The 21,558-nt window shown below is 47.6% G+C and carries 20 protein-coding genes; all 20 read left to right on the forward strand.

Annotation, left to right across the window (positions count from 1 at the left end):
* Nucleotides 1-103: 103 nt before the first annotated feature.
* The 20 genes from B9A22_RS02435 (at nt 104) to kdsB (ending at nt 21,537) form a co-directional block, all read left to right on the forward strand.
* Complete coding sequence (locus tag B9A22_RS02435; protein ID WP_084574016.1) at nt 104-691, forward strand: hypothetical protein; 588 nt, start codon at nt 104-106, stop codon at nt 689-691.
* A gap of 22 nt (nt 692-713) precedes the next feature.
* A complete protein-coding gene (locus tag B9A22_RS02440) occupies nt 714-2,438 on the forward strand; it encodes a BamA/OMP85 family outer membrane protein (protein ID WP_084574017.1) in 1,725 nt (574 codons plus the stop codon).
* 53 nt (nt 2,439-2,491) lie between these two features.
* Complete coding sequence (locus tag B9A22_RS02445; RefSeq protein WP_245823761.1) at nt 2,492-3,790, forward strand: hypothetical protein; 1,299 nt, start codon at nt 2,492-2,494, stop codon at nt 3,788-3,790.
* 84 nt (nt 3,791-3,874) lie between these two features.
* A complete protein-coding gene (locus B9A22_RS02450; protein ID WP_084574018.1) occupies nt 3,875-4,345 on the forward strand; it encodes an OmpH/Skp family outer membrane protein in 471 nt (156 codons plus the stop codon).
* 209 nt (nt 4,346-4,554) lie between these two features.
* Nucleotides 4,555-5,511 carry a hypothetical protein gene (locus B9A22_RS02455; RefSeq protein WP_084574019.1) on the forward strand — a complete coding sequence of 319 codons (957 nt, stop codon included), beginning with the start codon at nt 4,555-4,557 and terminating at the stop codon, nt 5,509-5,511.
* Between the two features lie 90 nt (nt 5,512-5,601).
* On the forward strand, nt 5,602-6,024 hold the full coding sequence (locus B9A22_RS02460; RefSeq protein ID WP_084574020.1) for an OmpH/Skp family outer membrane protein: 423 nt from the start codon (nt 5,602-5,604) through the stop codon (nt 6,022-6,024).
* A 16-nt stretch (nt 6,025-6,040) separates the two neighbouring features.
* Nucleotides 6,041-7,057, forward strand: coding sequence for a UDP-3-O-(3-hydroxymyristoyl)glucosamine N-acyltransferase (gene lpxD / locus B9A22_RS02465; protein WP_084574021.1), 1,017 nt, complete (start codon nt 6,041-6,043; stop codon nt 7,055-7,057).
* Nucleotides 7,058-7,203: 146 nt separating this feature from the next.
* Nucleotides 7,204-7,836 (forward strand): YjbH domain-containing protein, encoded by a 633-nt coding sequence (locus B9A22_RS02470; RefSeq protein WP_084574022.1) that lies wholly within the window; start codon nt 7,204-7,206, stop codon nt 7,834-7,836.
* A 10-nt stretch (nt 7,837-7,846) separates the two neighbouring features.
* Nucleotides 7,847-8,713, forward strand: a complete 867-nt coding sequence (locus B9A22_RS02475) for a lysophospholipid acyltransferase family protein (RefSeq protein WP_084574023.1) — start codon at nt 7,847-7,849, stop codon at nt 8,711-8,713.
* A gap of 142 nt (nt 8,714-8,855) precedes the next feature.
* A complete protein-coding gene (locus tag B9A22_RS02480) occupies nt 8,856-11,228 on the forward strand; it encodes a hypothetical protein (protein ID WP_084574024.1) in 2,373 nt (790 codons plus the stop codon).
* 16 nt (nt 11,229-11,244) lie between these two features.
* Nucleotides 11,245-12,018, forward strand: a complete 774-nt coding sequence (locus B9A22_RS02485; RefSeq protein WP_084574025.1) for an amino acid ABC transporter ATP-binding protein — start codon at nt 11,245-11,247, stop codon at nt 12,016-12,018.
* Between the two features lie 97 nt (nt 12,019-12,115).
* Complete coding sequence (lpxC, locus tag B9A22_RS02490) at nt 12,116-12,943, forward strand: UDP-3-O-acyl-N-acetylglucosamine deacetylase (protein WP_084574026.1); 828 nt, start codon at nt 12,116-12,118, stop codon at nt 12,941-12,943.
* A gap of 28 nt (nt 12,944-12,971) precedes the next feature.
* The gene (gene fabZ, locus B9A22_RS02495) at nt 12,972-13,400 is read left to right on the forward strand and encodes a 3-hydroxyacyl-ACP dehydratase FabZ (RefSeq protein ID WP_084574355.1); all 429 of its coding nucleotides are present in this window, start codon (nt 12,972-12,974) and stop codon (nt 13,398-13,400) included.
* A 194-nt stretch (nt 13,401-13,594) separates the two neighbouring features.
* The gene (gene lpxA / locus B9A22_RS02500) at nt 13,595-14,416 is read left to right on the forward strand and encodes an acyl-ACP--UDP-N-acetylglucosamine O-acyltransferase (protein WP_084574027.1); all 822 of its coding nucleotides are present in this window, start codon (nt 13,595-13,597) and stop codon (nt 14,414-14,416) included.
* 109 nt (nt 14,417-14,525) lie between these two features.
* A complete protein-coding gene (locus tag B9A22_RS02505; protein WP_084574028.1) occupies nt 14,526-15,329 on the forward strand; it encodes an LpxI family protein in 804 nt (267 codons plus the stop codon).
* Nucleotides 15,330-15,349: 20 nt separating this feature from the next.
* A complete protein-coding gene (lpxB, locus tag B9A22_RS02510) occupies nt 15,350-16,501 on the forward strand; it encodes a lipid-A-disaccharide synthase (protein WP_084574029.1) in 1,152 nt (383 codons plus the stop codon).
* Nucleotides 16,498-18,222, forward strand: coding sequence for a lipid A export permease/ATP-binding protein MsbA (gene msbA / locus B9A22_RS02515; RefSeq protein WP_084574030.1), 1,725 nt, complete (start codon nt 16,498-16,500; stop codon nt 18,220-18,222). The genes lpxB and msbA overlap by 4 nt, the downstream gene beginning before the upstream one ends.
* Nucleotides 18,223-18,274: 52 nt before the next feature.
* Nucleotides 18,275-19,588, forward strand: a complete 1,314-nt coding sequence (locus B9A22_RS02520) for a 3-deoxy-D-manno-octulosonic acid transferase (protein WP_084574031.1) — start codon at nt 18,275-18,277, stop codon at nt 19,586-19,588.
* A 30-nt stretch (nt 19,589-19,618) separates the two neighbouring features.
* A complete protein-coding gene (gene lpxK / locus B9A22_RS02525) occupies nt 19,619-20,773 on the forward strand; it encodes a tetraacyldisaccharide 4'-kinase (protein WP_245823762.1) in 1,155 nt (384 codons plus the stop codon).
* 17 nt (nt 20,774-20,790) lie between these two features.
* Nucleotides 20,791-21,537 carry a 3-deoxy-manno-octulosonate cytidylyltransferase gene (gene kdsB / locus B9A22_RS02530; RefSeq protein ID WP_084574032.1) on the forward strand — a complete coding sequence of 249 codons (747 nt, stop codon included), beginning with the start codon at nt 20,791-20,793 and terminating at the stop codon, nt 21,535-21,537.
* Nucleotides 21,538-21,558 lie beyond the last annotated feature (21 nt).

Genomic DNA, 21,558 nt, shown 5'->3' on the forward strand with positions numbered 1-21,558 from the left:
AACGGGCTAATTGCGATATTTGCCCGTTTTTGCTTGTTAGTCAATGACCAGAATCTGGCCTCTTCTCAGGACTATATTTAATGTTATAATAGGGGTGGTGAATGTGGCGGAGGGTAAACAAAATATTAATAGGCATCTAAACTCAGCTCAGCAGTGGCTATCAGAAGCCGAACAGGCTTTTGAGAAAGATAGTGATATTCGCGGCGAGCTTAACCTATTTTTAGCTCAGGCAGAACTTACTCATGCCAAAGAAGCTAACCATTCCCGCTATTGGCGGCACAAATACCCTGCTCTCCGGCACAGCTTGGCCATTGGTTTGGCCATTGTGATCGCCGCTGGTGGGATGACTGCCAGCTATTTATGGGGGATAAGCCGTCACAGCACCCTAAGGCCGCTGCAAGTTGAGCAATCAGCCCCAGCGGCTGAGAACAATTTAGGCAAGGCCAATGCCGCTTCAGGCGCGATAACGCCCACAATGGTACAGATGACACCGGCATCTGAGCCTAATGCCAGTAAGGCTGCAACTGATACCCACTATACAGCTGCTTCTCAGCAGCCATCTGCACCGCCGGCGCGGGAAGAGTCGTCCAGGTCAGTTTCAGAAGCAGATCGACCCAAAGATGTGCCATTGACGCCTGACGAGATTAACAAACTTATCCGTTTAGCTGGAAAATCACTGCGTGGGCAATAACAAATTAATAAGGAGGTAATGCATGAAGACCATTACACGCTGCAAAATATTTATTGCGGCAGCCATTGTTTTAAGCATGGCTATAGGCTTGGTTTTGCCAGCCTATGCGGCTGATATCGAAGGAAAAACAGCCACGGCCGTTACAGTTACCGGTCTTAGCCAAGTCGCCGAAAGTACTGTTACAGGCGTGGTTAAAACTCGGCCAGGTGATGCTTTGACAGCTGAAAAGGTAAAGCAAGATATGCAGGCAATCTACGACTTAGGTTACTTTTTTGACGTTGTTGCCAACTTTACTGAAGTGCCTGAAGGCGTCAAAGTAATATACACAGTCATGGAAAACCCGCAGTTAACCGATATTGTTGTCAAAGGCAACAATAAGGTGTCTGCCGATAAAATTAAAGAGCTAGTGACTACAGGCAAAGGTGGTATCTTAAACACCAGGACGTTGAACACCAATGTCCGCGCCATTGAGGCGTATTACCATGACCAGGGTTATATCCTGGCCAAAGTAAGCGATGTAGCCATGTCACCAGGCGGGGTGCTAACCCTTACCATTAGTGAAGGCTCATTGGAAGGCATTGTTGTCAAAGGCAACGAAAAGACCAAGACCGAGGTTATCACCCGGGAAATGAAGGTTAAGGCTGGCGAACCCTTCAATGTAAAGGAAGCCCGTCGTAGTATGCAAAAAGTGTACAACCTTGGTCACTTTGAGGATGTTAACATGAAGCTCAACCCCGGCAAGGAGCCTAATGCCGTTATTCTTGAGACCAGCGTTGTTGAGCAAAAAACAGGTACTTTCTCGATCGGCGGCGGTTATAGCAAGGCCGACGGCATGATCGGTATTATTGAATTAGGTGACAACAACTTTAGAGGCAGTGGCGACAAAGTTAAATTCCACTGGGAGTTTGGCGGCGCTAGCAGCAAAAACTACGAGGTAAGTTATACCCGTCCATGGCTTGACAGTAAGCAAACCTCGTTGAGCTTTAGTTTATACGACATGACTAACGAGTATAGCGATTATGACAGCGATGGTGACCTGGAATCAACTTATGACAAAAAACGTAAAGGCTTTGAAGTTACCCTTGGACGTCCAAGTAGCGAGTATAGCCACAACTATATTACTTTTAAAAATCGCAAAGACACACATGTTGAATATGTTGAAGGTCCTATAGACTATTCAACAGATCCTCAATACCTCAAAGATAACTTTGGCCTAACCCGCAGCGTCACACTAATGCATGTATTTGATTCGCGTGACAACGTATTTAGTCCTACCGAAGGAGCCCGTTTATCGCTGTCGGCTGAGTTTGCCGGCAAAGCGTTTGGCGGCGATTTCGATTACAACAAATATACCGCTGAAGGACGTAAATACTACAAAGTAGGCCGTGACCACGTAATTGCAGCTCGCCTTACAGCTGGTTATGCTGATGGCAACATGCCTGAGGCTGGTCAATTCTCAGTAGGTGGTGCTGATAGTCTGCGTGGCTACAAAGATGATCAATTTGAAGGTGACAAAATGTTGGCTGGGTCTGTTGAATATCGCTTCCCGGTAGTTAACAAAGTTCAGGGGGTCGTTTTCACAGATATCGGTAACGCTTATGATGGTGAAGGGTACAAGCTTGATGATCTCAACGCCAGCGTAGGTGTCGGTATCCGTGTAACCACACCGATAGGTCCGATCCGTATTGACTATGCCCAAGGCTCCCAGGGTGGTCGTACCCACTTTAGCTTTGGCGGTCAGTTCTAACCAATGATAGCTAACGAGTCAGGCCATCGGCCTGGCTCGTTTACTAAGAGGAGGTGGGCGTTATTCCTATAAAATATCTGCGTCACTCTCTATATCTCAGCCTCGTGGCCCTGTTGCTTATCGTCTGGTCAGGTACTGGGTTAGCCGCAGCAGCTACAGTGGATAAAATCACCGTGACGATTAGTGCTGCCGAGCCGCCGCCAGATAGAATAGCCAAACGGATGACAACAAGTGTTACGACAGTCGGTGAGCAGATGCTTCTTGGTCGAACGGTCGGTGACGTAGAAACAAATAAGGCCAGCTATGAAAAACTGGTACGGGAGATATTTGACCGGGTACTTGTTGGCTATACAGTCGACCAAGTCAACATTTTGCCAGGTAGTACAACTCACATCTCAGTAGCAGTGGTGCCATGGGGTGATGTTGTGCAGAGCGTCTCACTGGAAATTGACCTTAGCGGCCTATCACCTGATTTGGTGAAGTTGATTAAAAAAGATATGGGTAAAGTAGAAGACCAGGTCGCCAATGTGCTGATCGGTCTGCCGGTAGACTCTGTAGAATGGGCTGGCGGGGTATCAAAGGCTGTAATCCGCGAATTATTAGCAGCTGAGCTGCCAGAATTTAGAAGCAATCTTGAGATTACGGCCGGTCAGCATACCAATATCAAACTCTCGCTTGTTCCAGCAGGGCCGGTAATTGATAATGTCCAGCTTTCCTTGAGATCCCGTACCATACCGAATATCTTATTAGCCGAAGCCAGCCCGCCTGTCAGGGAAGCGGCAGGTATGTTGCGCGGTTTGCCAGTGGCCTTTGTCGAGAGACATAAAGACTATTTCTCAGCTGAGATATCACAGGCGGCTGCCAGACATCCGGCAGCCAGCAAATACGGCATAACACTAACTCCGGTCATTCACACAGGAACAGAAACTCAGATTACTCTTAATGCGGAAACGGTGAAATACCGGGTAACACTGGAAGGCAACCTGGATATGGGCCACCAGGACGATAACACCTCAGCCAAGCTTCATATTGGTAAATTCACTGGCAACCGGGATGAGGTCTTTTTTGAAGTGAAATTTCTCCCGGATAACCTGACCTGGAAGTTTGATCCGGGTTGGGGCCACAAGTTTACTGAGAATACAATGGCCGGCATAAGGTATAACTTTTCTGATAAAGAAAGTACACTGTGGCTAAATCAATATGTTGGTTCTAACTGGACCATCCGTTTTGAACACATGCCAAAGTCTGAGTTTAATGAATTTGGGGTAAGATATAAGCTGCATGATTTCCTCAGCGCTGAATATGTTATTACAGAAAAAGAAAACTGGCTTAGACTTGTGGCGAACTTGTAAGACTTGCTCAATAAAGTACTGCCTGTTATAATTGATAAGGTAGAGGGGAATTTATTGCCAAGTGGCAGGAAAGAAGGTTTAAGAATGTTTAAAGACAAAAAAGTAGCTAGGATTGTGGCGATTGCCGTAGTCGGAGTATTTCTGTTAGGCGTATTTGGTCTGGCAATCTCACAGAGCGGTACAGGCTACGCAGCCAGTGCCGGTACTGCATCCAATATTGGCAAAGTCAATTACCAACGCTTAATTAATGAAAGCCCTGAGCTCAGTAAATTCAAAGAAACCATGCAAGGTGAAGTTGCTCAAGCGCAAAAGGATTTTGAAGAAAAGTCCAAAACTATGAATGATAAAGAAAAAGAAGCATATAGTAACCAGCTGCGTGAAAGACTGTCCCTTAAAGAACAAGAACTCAAAGCCCCGATCTTTAGCCAAATTGATGCCGCCGTTAAATCAGTAGCTGATACTAAGGGTCTTGCCGTAGTGCTTGATGTCAACAACATCGTCTACGGTGCCCAGGATATCACTGATGATGTTCTGAAAAAACTTACCGGTAAATAAAGTAGACTTAGCTTCAGATGGGATTTTAACCCCACCTGAAGGTTAGTCGCCCTTATCCAGGGACTTAGCCGCTCTTAACTCCCACTTGTAGAAGAGGGAGTCTTAGAGCGGGTTAGTCATCGGATAATCACATAATTCCGGTGTATAATTGAGCCGAGCCGGTTTAGTCTGTGCTCGGCTTTAACCTTAAGATTAGAGAGGGTGATTTGGTGTTTAATCTTAAAAAATCTACAACACCAATTAGGTTTCTGGCCGCACTACTTCTTGGTGCTGTACTTTTAGCAGGCTGCGCCCGTTCGACACCTGAAACCAAAACGCCCGAAGCGCCCAGGGTAGGCGTAATTGACATGGACAAAGCCATTAATGCTCATCCTAAACACCAGGAATGGCAAAAACTTAAACAGCAAGCGAACACACTGCAACAGCAACTGGCTACCGAGGCCGGTAAGGCTTCAAACACTACAGCACAACTGCCGGCGATGAATCTGCCAGGGAGCGCATCAGACGGCCTAAAATCAGCCGCAGAGCAAGAGTTTAATGCTAAAATGTCGGCAAAACAGCAGGAACTCCAGGCGAGACTTGCCGGCAAGGCGAACAAAATCCATGGCGAGTTATCCGCTCAGCTTAATACCTATGCTGAGCAGCTTGACAAAGAATATCAGCCACAGCTGTTTAACCTGCAGTTAAAAATGCAAACTGTCCGTATGGATGAAAAAGAATCTGCTGAGCTTAAAAAAGCCCTTGATGCCCTGAAAGCCGAACAAGCAAATAAGCTGGCAGCCAGGGAGAAAGAGTTGGTTCAGAGTATGGATGCAGCTCTAACTCCAGATAAAGCCGCTATCGAACAAGAATTGGCCGCCTATGCTAAACAGCTGAACGTTGAACTCAGCAATAAAATCGCAGCTCAAACGTCAGATATGGCTGGAAAAATAGCACAGTTACCCAAAGCGCCTGCTGCATCAGCCAGCATCCAGGCTCTTGATCAACAGCTGGGGATGAAACAACAGGAGATTAGCGTTCTGGAAGAATATATCCTGAACGATATCCGGGATAAAGCAGCCAAAGTGGCTACTGAACGCGGCCTGGAGGTCGTACTGACCGGGCATAAAGTAAACGTAAGCGCAGTAGATATTACTGAAGCGGTTATTGGCGCGTTTAAGAAATAATTTGCCTGCGCATACTAGGAGCAATAGAGAGAGACCCGCGAGGGCAGGAATAAATGCGTCTCGTTGGAGGTTCCGAAGGAGGATTCTGTGATGAACAAACAAATTAGAATGATATTAGTATTAGTATTGGTTTTTGTCGCTGGGTTAGCGTTGACAGGGTGCAATACCGGCCAAGCAGCCATTGGCGTCCTTGATGTAAACAAAGTCATGGCTGATAGCCCTAAGGTAAAGCAATTTCAGGATCAGCTTAATGTCAAAGGCAAAGAATTGAGCGATCAACTGGAAAAAGACAAAGCCAGCATCAGCGCTGAAGAGTTCCAAAAGCGCCAGGAAACAGCGTATGGTGAATTCCTCAAGATTAAACAAGACCTGGAAACACAAATTGACAACGCTATTAAACAAGCCATTGAGCAAGTAAGCAAAGAGAAAAAACTTGGCGTTGTTCTCTACAAAAACAGTGTAGCCCAAGGCGGCACTGACATAACTGATGATGTAATTAAGAAAATGCAATAAGCAGGAGGCAGCTTTTGTGAAGAAGACGTTAGTTGAGCTTGCCGCCCTGCTGAACGGTACGGCCACCGAGGCTGCCGGCATAGAAATCACCGGTATCACCAATATTGATGATGCCGGTTCTGGTGATATTACTTTTGCAGTGCCGCCACACATTGAAAAAGCAGGTAAATGCGGCGCTGCAGCCGTAATCATTCCTGATACCACGCAATCATTTCCCAAACCGGCTATCCGGGTGGCTAATCCCCGGATGGCCTTTACCACGTTATTGAGCCTGTTTACACCCAAGCCGGACGTGTCTCCTGGCGTCCATCCTGCTGCGGTTGTAAGTGCCTCAGCTAAGCTGGGTGCTAATGTGGCTGTCATGGCCCATGTAGTTGTTGATGATAACGCTGTAATTGGCGATAACACAATCCTATATCCGCATACGTATATAGGACGCCATGCTATTGTTGGCAGTGATACGCTCATTTATCCCAATGTGACCATCAGGGAAAACTGCCAGGTGGGCAACCGGGTGATTATTCAAAGCGGTGCTGTAATTGGCAGCGACGGCTTTGGATTTGTTACCGTAGGCGGCAAACATCAGAAAGTGCCGCAAGTAGGTAATGTAATCATTGAAGATGATGTTGAGATTGGCGCCAATACCTGTCTTGACCGGGCCACTACCGGCAGCACCATTGTAAAACAAGGCACCAAAATTGATAATTTAGTGCATTTGGCTCACAATGTGGTGGTGGGTGAAAACTGTTTCTTTGTTGCTCAAACCGGGATTGCCGGCAGCGCAAAGATTGGCAATAACGTAACCTTTGCCGGTCAATCAGGTAGTGCCGGTCACTTGACCATTGGTGATAATTGCGTATTTGCCGCCAGATCAGCACCTATCAACGACACCCCGGCCAACTCCTTTTGTGCTGGTTTTCCTGCCCGGCCTCATAGAGAATGGCTGCGCTCTGAAGCGGCGGTTGGCCGGTTGCCGGAACTCATCAAGAAAGTCCGTGAACTTGAACAGCGCTTAGCAGAGGTTGAAAAATAACAGAAACAACGAGGTATACGTGTGTATGCCTCGATTTTTTTATCCCCACAAATTGGCGGACACCAGCTAGCAGGATTTTTTCGCATAACAGGGAATTAATATAAACTTATAGCACACTATATACAATCTTAGTAAGGAGAATATTTATGAAAAAAACCATTCTTGCAGCTGCAGTATTACTTTTGGCAGCAGCTCCCGTATATGCCGCACCATCAATCAACGGCTCAACAGGTCTAATCAATACCCCATCAGCTGACGTCCTGCAGGAGGGCCAGTTTTCCCTTGGTTATCATCACTTAAAAGAGGGCGGTGTTGGTAGTTTTAACATCAGTCTGGCTAACAAGCTGGAAGTTGGTGTAGCCGGATTCCGCTATGACAACGATAGCAACAAAGAAAATCAAACCTATTTTAATGCCAAATTTGGTCTGGTGCCAGAGACTATTCTTACTCCAGGCTTGGCCATTGGGGTAGAAGATGCTGGTAATCGTGACAAGCGCACCTATTATGCCGCAGCAAGCAAAGCACTTCCGTTCGGTTTCCGCATACATGCCGGTATTGGTGACGGGCGTTATGACGGTGTATTTGCCGCTGTAGAAAAAACCATTAACCCAGTCGGTATTATTACCGGCAACAACGTATTCCCTGCTACTACCCTGATTGCCGAGTGGGATGGCGACCGGATGAACTATGGGGCACGCATGGCAATTGTTCCAGGTCTAAAAATTGATGCCGGCTGGCGTCATAGTGAAACCTACTTTGGGTTAAGTTACACATATTAGGAGTAGCGATATGCAGTATCATTTGGTGAAATGTCTAAGCAGCCTGGTCTGTTTGTTGCCAGCCAGGCTTAGACGGGGTCTGGGCTGTCTGATAGGTAACCTATGCTGGCCATTTGTTCCGGTCAAAAGGCGTAACATGGCGATTAATAATATTTGCCGCAGTCTTGGCGTTGATGAACGCCAGGCATACGCGCTGGCAAAGGCCAGCGCAGTGCGGTTTGGCCCGATGTTTATGGAAGTTCTCTATATGCCGCGCTTAACGAAAGATAACATTGGACAGGTTGTCAAACTAAGCGGCCACGAGCATCTTGAAGCCGCTTTAAAGCTGGGGCGGGGAGCCGTATTGGCCACCGCGCACAGCGGTAACTGGGAACTGCTTGGCGCGGCCCTGGCTATGCATGGATTTCCCCTGGTTGCTGTTGTTCAGCGGCAGACAAACGCCGCCATGGACAGCTTTATCAATGAATACCGAACCAAAGCCGGCATGCATGTTACCTATAAGCAAGGCGTCCGGGAGATGGTGAAGTTGCTTTGTTCAGGCAAGATTATCGGGCTGTTAATGGATCAAGACAATCACCGGGATGGTGTGTTTATCGAATTCTTTTCCAGGCCTGCTTCCACTCCACAGGGAGCTGCAGCCTTAGGCCGCCTGAATAATGCCCCGATAGTTCCGGCCTTTATTACAACGAACCCAGACGGAACTCACACGGCAATCATTCATCCCCACCTTATCGTGGAAAAAACAGCAGATCGCGACTATGATATTCGTATTACTACACAGCGTTTGACACAGATTATTGAAAACCATGTTAGAAAATATCCACATGAATGGTTTTGGCTGCACAACCGCTGGAAGACACCGCCGCCTGCCATGTAAAAGTCGAGATTGCTTCGCATCAGCGAAGCAATCTCTTTTTAATTACTTACAATATATACAAAAACACATTTTTTGATATACTTATAGACAATAAAATGATATACGTGATATAATGTACACCAGAAATGAGGTGACTGAATCCATGTTAACACAAGGAAACAAAATCATTAAATTCATGAAAAGTATGTTTAAAGACTCGATTCAACGCGATATTCTGACACTGATTACTGTCAGTGTACTCATAGGCTCATTGTTGGCTGGTTCGGTCTCCATGGCCGCGAATACTTATTTTTCGAAAACCCTGTCCAATCTTGTGGGCGATTATGGTGAATATGACGTAATCATTCAAGTCAGAGAAGAAAATCGCGAAGATGCAGCTGTTCACATCGAAAAGATTGTAAATGAAGTGTTTCCAGGTGGTAAAGTGAAAGCTGGTCCAAACATTACTGGTAAGACGCCGTTTTTTGTTTCTTTACCGGACCAATATAAAACTAAAAAAGTGTACGAAGATTTGACGAAAAGCTTTGGCGGCATCCCTGGCGGCGGCAGTGTCGGCGTTATGACCGAACCACGTTTGACTGTCCGGGGTGTACCGGAAGGTGCAAGAAATATGCTAATCGAGCGCATTATGCAGATGGAAGGCGTCCGCTTTGCTTTCCGGGATGGTGGATCAGTGGGCGTAATATTAAGCTCGCTTGACAAATCTTCTACTGTTAGTGCTGCGATCAAGACAGTGTTGAAGGACTATCAGGTAATTGAAATCAGTTTCCCAGTAGGCAGTGAGCCTTCCAACCCAGTGCGACTGGGTGAAGCTATTGCTGAAACCATGCAGAAAGACCTCCGCCTTGAATATGCCCAAAACGTATCTGTTGACGGTAAAAATGATGATATGACCTACATGGTTAGCACCATGCTGGAACTGAAACGTTTCCTACAGGCATATGCGGCTCAAGTTACAGTTACCCCAGGCGCCGGTACTCAACTGGCTAAAGGGGATATTGTTGTCTTTCAGGGAACGGCTGCTACAGCTCCACAAGCTGGGAGTGCCCCGGCAAAAGGCAATGTTGTTGTGGAAATTACAGCAACTAGTGCTAATGGTGCAGCCGAAGGCCGTATCACCGAAGGTGATGCCTCCTGGTTAGGCAACCAGACAGGCAATGCCCAAGGCTATAAACTCGAGAAAAATGCTGTAAGTGGACAAATAGTAACAGCGACATACAAAAATCCGCGTCAGGAATTGGGAACCGCTCTTAGCGAAACAGGCAAACTTGTCGGACAAATCCCCGGCTTTGCCCAAGATACTAAGAGTCTTAGTTCTGTGGCCCTTGGAGCTCTAGATAACTATGGCAGCGGTGTTGCTGCGCTGGAACAGATACTGTCCAGTCTGCAAGTAGCTGGCGGCACAATTCAGGCAGCGACCAGTGCGCTTGCTGGGATCGATACCAGCGGTATCCGCTACCAGCTTGACAATTCGTCCCGCACACTCGGAGGCCTGGCCAATAGCTTGCAGGTACTTCGTTTGGTCAATGGTGATGTTGGTACAACCATCAGTAATCTTAGTGGAGCCCAGCAGAATTTGAGTAACTTAAGCTCCAACCTGTCTCAGCTGGACGATGTAGCAGCCAATGCCAGACGCGCTAAGTCAGCCATTGACAATATTGTCGCCAATGGTCAAAATACCATAGCTACTTTGCAAGCCTTTGACGTGAATGGTGCAAGAACCAGTCTCACAAGTGCTAATACCCGTCTGGGGGCACTGCAGGAATTGAATGTGCCCATAATTACTACCCAGGTTCAGTACCTGGCAGGTGCTGTTCCTAACCTTAAAGACGAAGAAATTAACCACTCAATCAATTTGTTGGATAAATTCATTGCCGGACAAGTAATTCCTGGTGCACGAATCCAGATTTTGACTACCAGCAGCATTGATGTTAACTCGGTCGCTCCTGTTGTTCATAAGCAGGCAGGCCATGAAAATGTATCACTGTATTCGACAGCGCTGGGGGTAATCGAACCTGATCCACGTGGTGAGCTGTATCAGGTGCTCACCGAGGTTAAGAGTATTCTGGCCGGTATGACGGCCATAATTATTACCATCTTATTCCTGGGGCTTGACCACACCGCGATTATGACAGTCATACGCCGTAAGCGTCTAAGCAAAAAAGTACCTCTTACCGGCTGGCGCAAAGTAGTTGAACGCATGACAATCACCTTTAGTGCCCCTGAACGCAGCTATGGTATGGGTGTAGGGGCGGTAATGCTAACAGCCATGTTCATTCTGTCAGGCGGCGGTATCCCGTATCTTCCCTGGATTGGCGTGCCATTCCTGGGAGCCATGCTTGGTCTGGTGGTTGCCTGTTATACCGAAAAAATCAGCCCGATTGCCGGTGAGGAAGTTATGGCCGGCGAGGCACTAGGCCTTTCTATGGATGAAGTAATGCGCGAGATCGTTATCCCCAGCGGTCGTCCAGGTCTAATGCAAAAACTCAATCAACGTAAAGTAAAATTTAAATAGATAGGAGGTGAGCTAGGTGCTCAATATCCAAAACCTGTATAAAACGTTTGGCAGCCTTGTCGCAGTTAACAACCTGAACCTGTCCGTGGCTCCAGGGGAAACAGTCGTTATTATGGGGCCATCAGGCTGCGGCAAATCAACAACAATCCGGATGATCAACAGGCTGATTGAGGCTGATAGCGGCTCAATCCTATTTGACGGAGTAGATATTACCCAATTAGATGATCATACCCTAAGAAACATGCGCAAACGCATCGGGTATGTGTTTCAGCACTTCAATCTCATCAACCGCCTCAGCGCGGTGGAGAATGTCATGCTAGGCCTGGTCATGGGCGGCCAATCCAAGGAAGAAGCCTATGATAAAGCCCTGGCGGCACTGACAAAAGTAGGTATGGAGCAGTTGATTGATCACAAACCAGGTCAACTATCTGGTGGTCAGCAGCAGCGGGTGGGTATCGCCCGCGCTCTGGCGTTCGAACCTGAGCTCATGTTATGGGACGAGCCAACTGCTTCGCTTGACCCCATGCTTGTCAGAGAGGTACTAGTAGTCATGGAAGAACTGGCAAAATACCGGGCTGCCACCATGCTGGTAGTTACCCATGAAATTGCCTTTGCCCTGCATGTGGCCGACCGCATTGTGCTTATGGAAAAGGGCGCGATTGTCGAGTCTGGCATACCCAGTCAGGTATTTGTAAATCCGGTTTCCCACGTTGGCTGCCAGTATAAAGAGCTTATCGAGTATCAGCTGAATACCAGCGCCCGTACCCTGGCTGGCAAACGTATAGCATAGGAGCAATCTCCCCTCCATAATTTTTAATCTCATGCTTGCACAAAAGGATAAATTCCTGTAGAATAAATTGGAATTAGACAATTCAGGAGGAACCCTAATGGAACGCCAAACCACAGTCGCTTCGCGCGTAGTGTATACAGGCATTGGCCTGCATTCTGGGCGGGACGTGACAATTGCACTCAATCCGGCCCCTGCTGATAGTGGCATTGTATTTGAGCGCACTGACCTTGCTGGCTTGCCACGTGTGTCTGCTCAAGCTGTCAATGTAACCAATACAATGCGCGCTACTACCCTAGAGCGAGGAGAAGCCAAGGTTTTTACCGTAGAACACCTGTTGGCTGCCTTTTACGCGATGGGTATTGATAATTGCCTGGTGGAGATATCATCGGTGGAACCGCCAGTCGCTGACGGCAGTTCTCTGCCTTTTCTTCAACTGATTGAGTCAGCAGGCCTTGCCTGTCAAGATGAACTGCGCCAGCCGCCGATTGTTGTTAAAGAAGCCATCTCAGTGCGTTATCCTGATAAATTTATTGCCATTTTGCCTTATGACGGATTTCGCATCACTTTTACCTCAATTAACCCGCATCCGCTGTTAGGTGTTCAGTTTGGCGACTATGAGATCACTCCTGAAGTTTTTGCCCGGGAGCTGGCTCCGGCCCGCACCATCGGTTTTATGCACGAGGTCGAGGCACTTAAGGCGCAAGGCTTAGCCTTGGGTGGCAGCCTGGAGAATGCAGTAGTATATGACGACAAAAATTGCCTAACGCCGCTTAGGTTCACTGATGAGCTGGTTCGGCATAAAATTTTAGATGTAATTGGCGATTTGGCGCTGGCTGGACGTATTGCCGGTCATGTTATTGCAGTAAAATCCAGTCATGCGCTCAATACCGCGCTGGCAAAAGAAATAGTAAAAGCAAGTATGTGATTGATTTATGAGGAGGCGCTTTCCTGTGATTTTATCATCAACCGAGATTCAAGAGGTTATTCCGCACCGTTTTCCCATGCTGCTGGTTGACCGTATTGTTGAGCTTGAGCCAATGAAACGGGCAGTAGGCATAAAAAACGTTACAATTAATGAGCACTTTTTCATGGGGCATTTCCCCGAAAAGCCTGTTATGCCAGGCGTGCTTATTTTAGAAGCCATGGCCCAGGTTGGCGGGGTAGCTATGCTTTATCCAGAAGAATACCGGGGAAAACTGGCCTTCTTTGCCGGCATGGACCGGGTTAAATTTAGAAAACCTGTAACCCCTGGCGACCAACTATACATGGTGGCCGAGATAATTAAACTGCGCGGCTCAGCTGGCAAAGTGTGGGCTCAAGCCTTTGTCGAGGGTCAGGTCGTGGCTGAAGCCGAGTTTTTGTTTGCGCTTACCTCCCGATAATAGTTGAAATACTGATATAACCACTGAAAACTGGTTGTTAAACGGTAATAATGGTTGTTTTCGGGTGATTTAGGTTAATTTTGCCTAATTTCAGTATGCCATTTTTCGACTGTCCAGTCGGAATATATATAACAATAAACGACACACAGGACCTGCTTATATAAGTTCTAATTTAGTGGGGAGTTGATTTTAATATGAAACCGGAATCGGTTGTAATACCGTTGCGTAAAATACATGAAACTGCAGTAGTCCACCCTAACGCCCGTATTGGTAAAGACGTAGAAATCGGGCCTTATGCTGTGATTGGCGAAAACGTACTCATAGGGGATGGGACACAAATTGGGGCTCATGTTGTTGTTGAAGGATGGACCAGCATTGGTAAAAACTGCGTTATCTACCCTAGTGCGTCCATCGGCGCTGATCCGCAAGATTTGAAATTCCGTGGCGAGAAGAGCTACGTATTTATTGGTGATAATACTAAAATTCGAGAATTTGCTACAATTAACCGGGCGACAGGCGAAGGGGAAGAGACCCGGGTTGGTTCTAACTGTCTCCTGATGGCTTATACCCATGTGGCTCACAATTGCGTTGTTGGCAACCATGTTGTTATGTCCAATGCGGCAACACTGGCAGGCCATGTGGTCGTCGAGGACCGCGCTGTTATTGGCGGTTTAGCCGGTATACACCAGTTTGTGAAGATTGGCCGTAACACCATGGTAGGCGGTGCTTCTAAGGTTGTACAGGACATTCCACCGTTTGTTATTGTTGACGGTCATCCAGCTAAAGTATGCGGTTTAAACAGTGTGGGTATCTCCCGCGCCGGTGTAAGCGATGTCGCACGCCGCAATCTTAAGAAAGCCTACAAGATTCTGTACCGCTCCGGCCTTAGTCTGGCCCAAGCCATTGCTGTTATGGAACAGGATCTTGAATCCTGCGAGGAAGTTGAGCATATGCTGCGGTTTCTCCGTAACGCCGAACGTGGTATTTGTCGCGGACGCAAGGACCTTAACGATTAACGTATATGTAAGCGTTGCTCAGCAAAACCTATAGACGAGCGACTTACCAGCTATTAGTATAGTGCAGGATGCGGTTAAACCGCGCCTGCTACATAAGGTGGGGACCAGAATGAATACAATAGGACTTATTGCCGGTGTTGGCCGGTTACCGGTTGAATTTGCCCGTGCCGCTCGCGGCATGGGCTTTGCCGTGGTAGCGATAGCAGTTGCGCCTGGCGTGGATGATGAATTAGCTCAGGCAGCAGACCGGTGTTATGCGGTCGGCTTAGGTGAGCTAGATAAGCTGCTTGCAACACTCAAGCAGGAAGCAGTTAACCAAGTTACCCTGCTGGGTAAGGTAACCAAAGAGCACCTATTCAGTGGTGCGGCACGGCCTGATGCCCGTATGCAGAGGCTGCTGGCCGGACTCAAAGATTTAAATGACGATACTGTCATGTTGGCGTTAGTGCGGGAGTTCGCTGGCGAAGGCATTGGTGTTCTTGACCAGACAGAACTCATCCGTCAATTGATGCCAACAGCAGGTATACTTACCAAACGCCAACCTTCCCCGGAAGAGCAGGGAGATATGGAGTTTGGTTTGACTATGGCCAGGCAAATTGGCGGCTTGGATATTGGACAAACCGTTGTTGTTAAAAACAGGGCTGTTCTGGCCGTTGAGGCCATTGAAGGAACAGATGCCTGCATCAGACGCGGCGGTCAGTTAGGGCGGGGCGGTGTTATTGTTGCAAAGGCTGCCAAGCCTCAGCAAGACCTGCGTTTTGACGTGCCCAGTGTGGGTCCGGATACCCTTAAAGCTATGATTGAAATTGGCGCAGCAGCCCTGGTTATTGAGGCAGGGAAAACGCTTTTGGTTGATAAGCAGCAAGTTATCGATTTGGCAGACAATAACGGAATTGCCATTGCAGCTATGTAGATCATTCAGGAGGACATACCATGAAAATTATGCTCTCAGTCGGTGAAGCATCTGGCGATCTCCATGGTGCCAGTGTAGCAGGTGCCCTGAAACTATTACAGCCGGATATTGAACTCTTTGGCATGGGCGGCAGGGCAATGCAGGCGGCTGGTGTTAATATTAACTATGACATAGCCGGTCTGGGAGTCATTGGTTTTGTTGAGGTCATCAAAAACCTCGGCAAACTGTTTGAACTAAGAGATAACCTCGCAGCGCTCATGGACATAGAACGCCCTGATGCGCTTGTTATTATTGATTACGCAGACTTCAATGTAAGGCTGGCAAAAATTGCAAAAGCAAAGGGTATTCCGGTAGTGTCTTATATTAGCCCCTCAGCCTGGGCTTGGCGGCGCGGCCGGGCCAAAGAAGTGGCCAAGCTGGTGGACAAGATTGCAGCCATATTTCCGTTTGAGGCTGACGTCTACCGTGCCGCTGGCGCAGATGTTACTTTCGTGGGTCACCCCATGGCAGATATCGTAAAACCGGCGCTCACGCAAGAAGAGGCGTACCGGTACTTTAACGTCCGTCCTGATGAGCCGGTAGTGCTCTTAATGCCAGGCAGCCGTCAGCAGGAGATTATCAAGCTCTTGCCGGTTATGTTGGAGGCTTGTCAGGTAGTTGTCGAAAAGCTGCCTAACTGCCAGTTTTTCCTGCCGGTTGCCTCGACAATTTCCCGGGAAATGCTACAAAATATTCTTGACAGACATAGTGTGAAGGTGACCCTGACAACTGACTATACCTATGACTTAATGGGCTTGTCTGATGCTGCTATAGCTGCGTCAGGAACAGCTACACTTGAGACTTCGCTAATGGGGGCGCCTACTGTTATCATATATAAAATGGCAGCACTGACCTACCTGCTAGGTAAATTACTGGTTAAAATACCCAATATAGGTTTGCCGAATATTATTGCCGGACGCAGGATTGTGCCTGAGCTGATACAAGACGCAGCAAACCCAGCCGCGATTGCTGCTGAGACGCTAAAACTTCTCACAGATGCAGCCGTGCGGGAACAAGCACTGGCAGATTTAGCTGAGGTAAAAGAGAAGCTTGGGCAAACCGGTGCGGTAAAAAGAGTGGCTGAGGTCATACTAGAAGTAGCGTCCCGCGGAGCACGTGAGGTACCTAAATGAAACTCTACTTACGTCTGTTAAACTATATTAGACCTTATTTGCCCAGGTTTATTGTCGCAGTTATCTGTATTCTGGTAGCGTCTGCCGCCAACCTCTTCATTCCCTGGATTATTCAAAATGTGATTGACGATGTGCTGGCAGCCAAAGATCTACAGATGCTGAACACGATCGCGATTGGGATTGTGGCCGTGTTTTTATTGCGCGGGTTTTTCTTTTTTGGGCAGACCTATTTAATGTCCTATATCGGACAGAGAGTAGTTATTGATATTCGTGAGTCGGTATACCGCCATCTCCAGCGTCTGTCGCTGTCTTATTATGAGAAACGCCAGACAGGCAGTATTATGAGCTACATAACCAATGATGTGGCAGCTCTCCAAAACGCGCTTGTGGAAAGCGTTATTGAGCTTGTAACAGAATCAGCAGTACTTATTGGCTCAATGGGGGCTATGTTCTACATCCATTGGAAGCTATCATTACTGACATTTATTACGCTGCCGCTGGTGGCTCAGGCTATCAGTATTTTTGGCAAACGTCTGAGAACTGCCAGTCGCGTAACTCAGGAGCGGGCGGCTGACATCACCTCGGTCCTGCAGGAGACAATCTCGGCTGTGCGGGTCATCAAATCCTTTGTTCGCGAAGACTATGAAATAAGCCGCTTTAGCCGGGAAAACTACTCAAACTTCCGGGCACAGATGAAGACAGCTCAGTTGAGTGCTACCTTAACGCCAATTGTTGAATTCTTAGGAGCTATTGGCGTTACCATTATCATTTGGTATGGTGGACGTGAAGTCATTAATGGCAGCCTTACTGCCGGCTCACTGATTGCCTTTTTGATTTATGTGGTTAACATTACAAACCCGATTAAACGCTTAAGCCGCGTGTATGGCAATATCCAACGGGCGCTTGCCGCTGCCCAACGGGTGTTTGACGTGTTAGATACCGAACCCGAGATTCAAGACATGCCTGGTGCCAAGGCTTTACCGCCCATTACTGGCCGGGTAGCCTTTGACCACGTGAATTTCTCCTATAAACCTGGAGAAGTGGCGCTTGCTGATGTATCGCTTGTCGCTGAAGCTGGGCAAATGATTGCCATTGTTGGGCCAAGCGGCGCAGGCAAAACAACCATCGCCAACCTTATACCCCGCTTTTACAATCCGGAAAGCGGCCTGATAGCTATTGACGGCTATGACATTAAGACAGTTACACTGAAGTCGTTACGGGAGCAAATTGGCATTGTGCCACAAGAAACAGTCCTATTTAATGGCTCGGTCTATGATAACATATTGTATGGCGATTTGGATGCCGGCAAAGAAGAAATCATTGCTGCTGCCAAAGCGGCTAACGCCCATGATTTCATCATGGCGATGCCTGAGCAGTATAATACCCAAATCGGTGAACGTGGTTCCAAACTATCAGGTGGACAACGCCAGCGCGTCGCCATTGCCAGAGCCATTCTCAAAGACCCCCGGGTGCTTATTTTGGATGAAGCGACCTCTGCTCTGGATGCCGAGAGCGAAAAATTGGTACAGGAAGCGCTTGACAAATTGATGGTTGGCCGCACATCCTTCGTTATCGCCCACCGTCTATCAACAGTACAACGTGCAGACACCATCCTCGTAATGGAAAAAGGACGCATAATCGAACGCGGTTCCCACACTGAGCTAGTAGCTGCTGGTGGACTGTACAGCAAGTTATACCAAGTCCAGTTTGCTGATAAGTAAATGCCACCTTTACCAACATGGTTTTGTGGAATTCCGATAAAGAGGTATCGACATGTATCTTATTTACAACATCCTGGCAGTTCTACTCGTAATCCTGGCCATCCCCGTGTTTATCGTAAGGAGCATCCATGAGAGAGGCTTTGCCGAGCGTTTGAAGCAAAGTCTTGGTTGGCTGCCTGAGGCAACAATGAAGCGGCTGGCAGGTAAAGACGCCATTTGGCTGCATGCTGCCTCAGTCGGTGAAATTGTTGCGGCCAGTCCGATTCTTAGGGAGATCCGGCGTGAGCTGCCTGAGATGCCAATCTTGGTATCTGTCGTTACTGCAGCAGGCTATGATATGGCAAAACGAATCATCCCTGAAGCCAATGGCATCATCTTTTTTCCGCTTGACCTTCCCTACCTCAGCCGTAGTGTGATTACCAAGATTCGTCCGCGCGTGTTTTTACTTGTCGAAACCGAGCTATGGCCGAACTTCCTGAAAGCTGCCAGAGACTTGAATATACCTGTAATGATGGTCAACGGCCGGATTAGCGAAAAAAGTCTGGGCCGCTACTCGTATTTCAGGAGTGTTCTTAAAGATATGCTTGATACCATTGTGAAATTTTGTATGCAATCTGACATTGATGCCCAATATATTACCCAGCTTGGCGCCAAGTCTGAGCGGGTCGTTGTAACAGGCAATACTAAATTTGACCAAAGTTATACTGCAATGGATGGTACAGAAAAGAAAAAACTATATCAGGCCCTACAGCTAAACCAAGCAGGGGCAATTATCGTAGCAGGCAGTACGCATAAGGGTGAAGAAGACCTGCTGTTTACAGCCTTTAGTCAAGTTATTGCAAAATTTCCGGACGCACAGTTCATTGTCGCTCCACGCGATATACTGAGGGCTGGAGAGCTTATTGAACTGGCGATTAAGCATAAATTTACGCCTGTCAGGCGGACAATGCTGGCAGAAGAGCTAAGCTCAGACACGCACAACATGATTATTATCGACACCATTGGCGAATTGGGGAAGATTTATGGTGTCGCCAATATAGTTTACATTGGAGGCAGCCTAGTTCCACGCGGTGGGCATAATATCCTTGAACCGGCTGCTCACGGTAAGCCCATTCTCATTGGGCCGCATATGTTTAACTTTAAAGATACCTATGCCATGCTATCTGAACGGGGCGCCTGTCTTACCGTCAGCGACAGTTCCAGCGTGGCCCAAACCATACTTACCCTGTTAAACAACCCTGAAAAAGCCCGGAAGATGGGCGAAGAAGCCTTGTTAATTATCAATGAAAATCAGGGCGCTTCCCGTAAAAGCGCTTTACATCTAAAAGAAGTACTGCAAACTTGTGGGTTGTCGCAAACCCACTAAGGACAGAAAGGCGAAAAGGCGGAACACTATATGATGCATCAGCGTGAAGCGCTCCAAGTATATCTCTATAAATTAGTGCACGGCGAAAAGCACGGGTTCTGGGCAGCCGTGCTGCTTGGCATACTCCGCGCCATGTCTTTCATCTATGGCCTTGGCGTCTCGATAAAACTTGGCATGTACCGGTTAGGTATACTGGAATGTCACAGACTGCCCTGCAAGGTGATTAGTTTGGGCAACATCACAGTAGGTGGCACAGGAAAAACCCCAACGGCTCAACGCCTTGCGGCCATCATCAGAGACATGGGATACAGGGTGGCCATTCTCAATAGAGGCTATCGGTCTGGCTGGAAGGGGCAGGTTGGTGTCGTGTCTGACGGCAACAAAATTTACATGACAGTGACCGAGGCCGGCGACGAAGCCTATCTCCTTGCCAAAAATTTGCCAGGAGTACCGGTAATCATAGGTCGTAACCGTTTCCTTACTGGTAGTTATGCCGTTAATAACCTGAACGCAGAGGTAGTTATTCTTGATGATGCCTATCAGCATTGGCAGCTTAAGCGCGATCTTGATATTGTGCTTATTGATACCCTTAACGTCTTTGGCAACAACTTCTTGCTGCCGCGGGGCACGCTGCGGGAACCGCTCACAAACTTAGACAGAGCTCATGCATTTCTTTTAACCAAAATTGATCAGTCGACAGGTAACGTACGGGAGACCATCAGGGAAACATTAGCCAGGTATAACGAGCAAGCGTTGGTTGTCGAAAGCACCCACACACCCCGGTGTTTTATCGAAATTGAAGAGTGGTATAAGGGTGTCCGTCCAGAAACAGTACCACTTGACAGTATTCAAGGCCACTCTGTTTTGCCGTTCTCGGCCATTGGCAACCCGTCATCTTTTGAAAAGACGATCACTGATCTGGGGGGCACGGTAATTGATGCTGTGCAGTTTCCAGACCATCACAACTATACTATGGCTGAGATGCAGTGGATTATGCAAAAGGCCGTTGATAATAAGGTAAAGGCACTGATTACTACGGACAAAGATGCTGTTAAAATTCCTTCCGAGTTTATTCATTCTGAACGGCCGCTGCCGGTGTATGTTCTGTCCATTGAAGTCAGGTTTCATGACAGTTATGCCGAACTTATGGACATGATAAAGAATGTGACAAATCCAGGTTCCTAATATTGGGGGTTATCTTGATGAAAATCTTGTGTGTAATTCCGGCACGCTACTCATCGACGCGTTTGCCAGGAAAGCCTTTGGCTATGATTGCCGGTAAACCAATGATTCAGCATGTGTACGAACGGGCCAAACAAGCAAACCGCCCTGAAACCGTGCTGGTAGCGACCGATCATGAGTTGGTCTATCTTGCGGTTAAAGAGTTTGGCGGGGATGTAGTCATGACTTCACCTGATCACCTGACAGGCACTGACCGTTTGGCCGAAGTCGCTGGTAAATATCCTGATGCAGATATAATTATCAATGTTCAGGGTGATGAACCGTTGATTGCGCCTGAGATCATAGACCTATTAGCCAGTGCGTTTGACGGTCAGCCAGAGCTAAATATGGCAACTCTTATGACCGAGATGGACAAAGAAGAATACAACCTGGCCAGCGCCGTCAAGGTTGTGACAAGTTTGGAAGGCTATGCACTCTATTTTTCGCGTTCCTTATTGCCCTATCCGAGGAATAACAAGCTGCCTGGCGGTTCGCTGCCAGTCTATAAACATATCGGCATTTATGCCTACAGGCGGGACTTCCTGCTTAACTACGCCGCCTTGCAGCCAACGCCGCTTGAATTGACCGAGTCGTTGGAACAGCTTAGAGCGCTTGAGCATGGATACAAAATTAAAGTGCTTAAGACTGATTTTAAATCCATCGGTGTTGACACGCCGGAAGAGTTAGAGAAGGTCAACGCCTACTTTAAGAATTTAGGTAAGAAATAAGATTGCTTTACAAATAAAAAA

It is taken from the genome of Sporomusa malonica (assembly GCF_900176355.1).
GTDB classification, from domain to species: domain Bacteria; phylum Bacillota; class Negativicutes; order Sporomusales; family Sporomusaceae; genus Sporomusa; species Sporomusa malonica.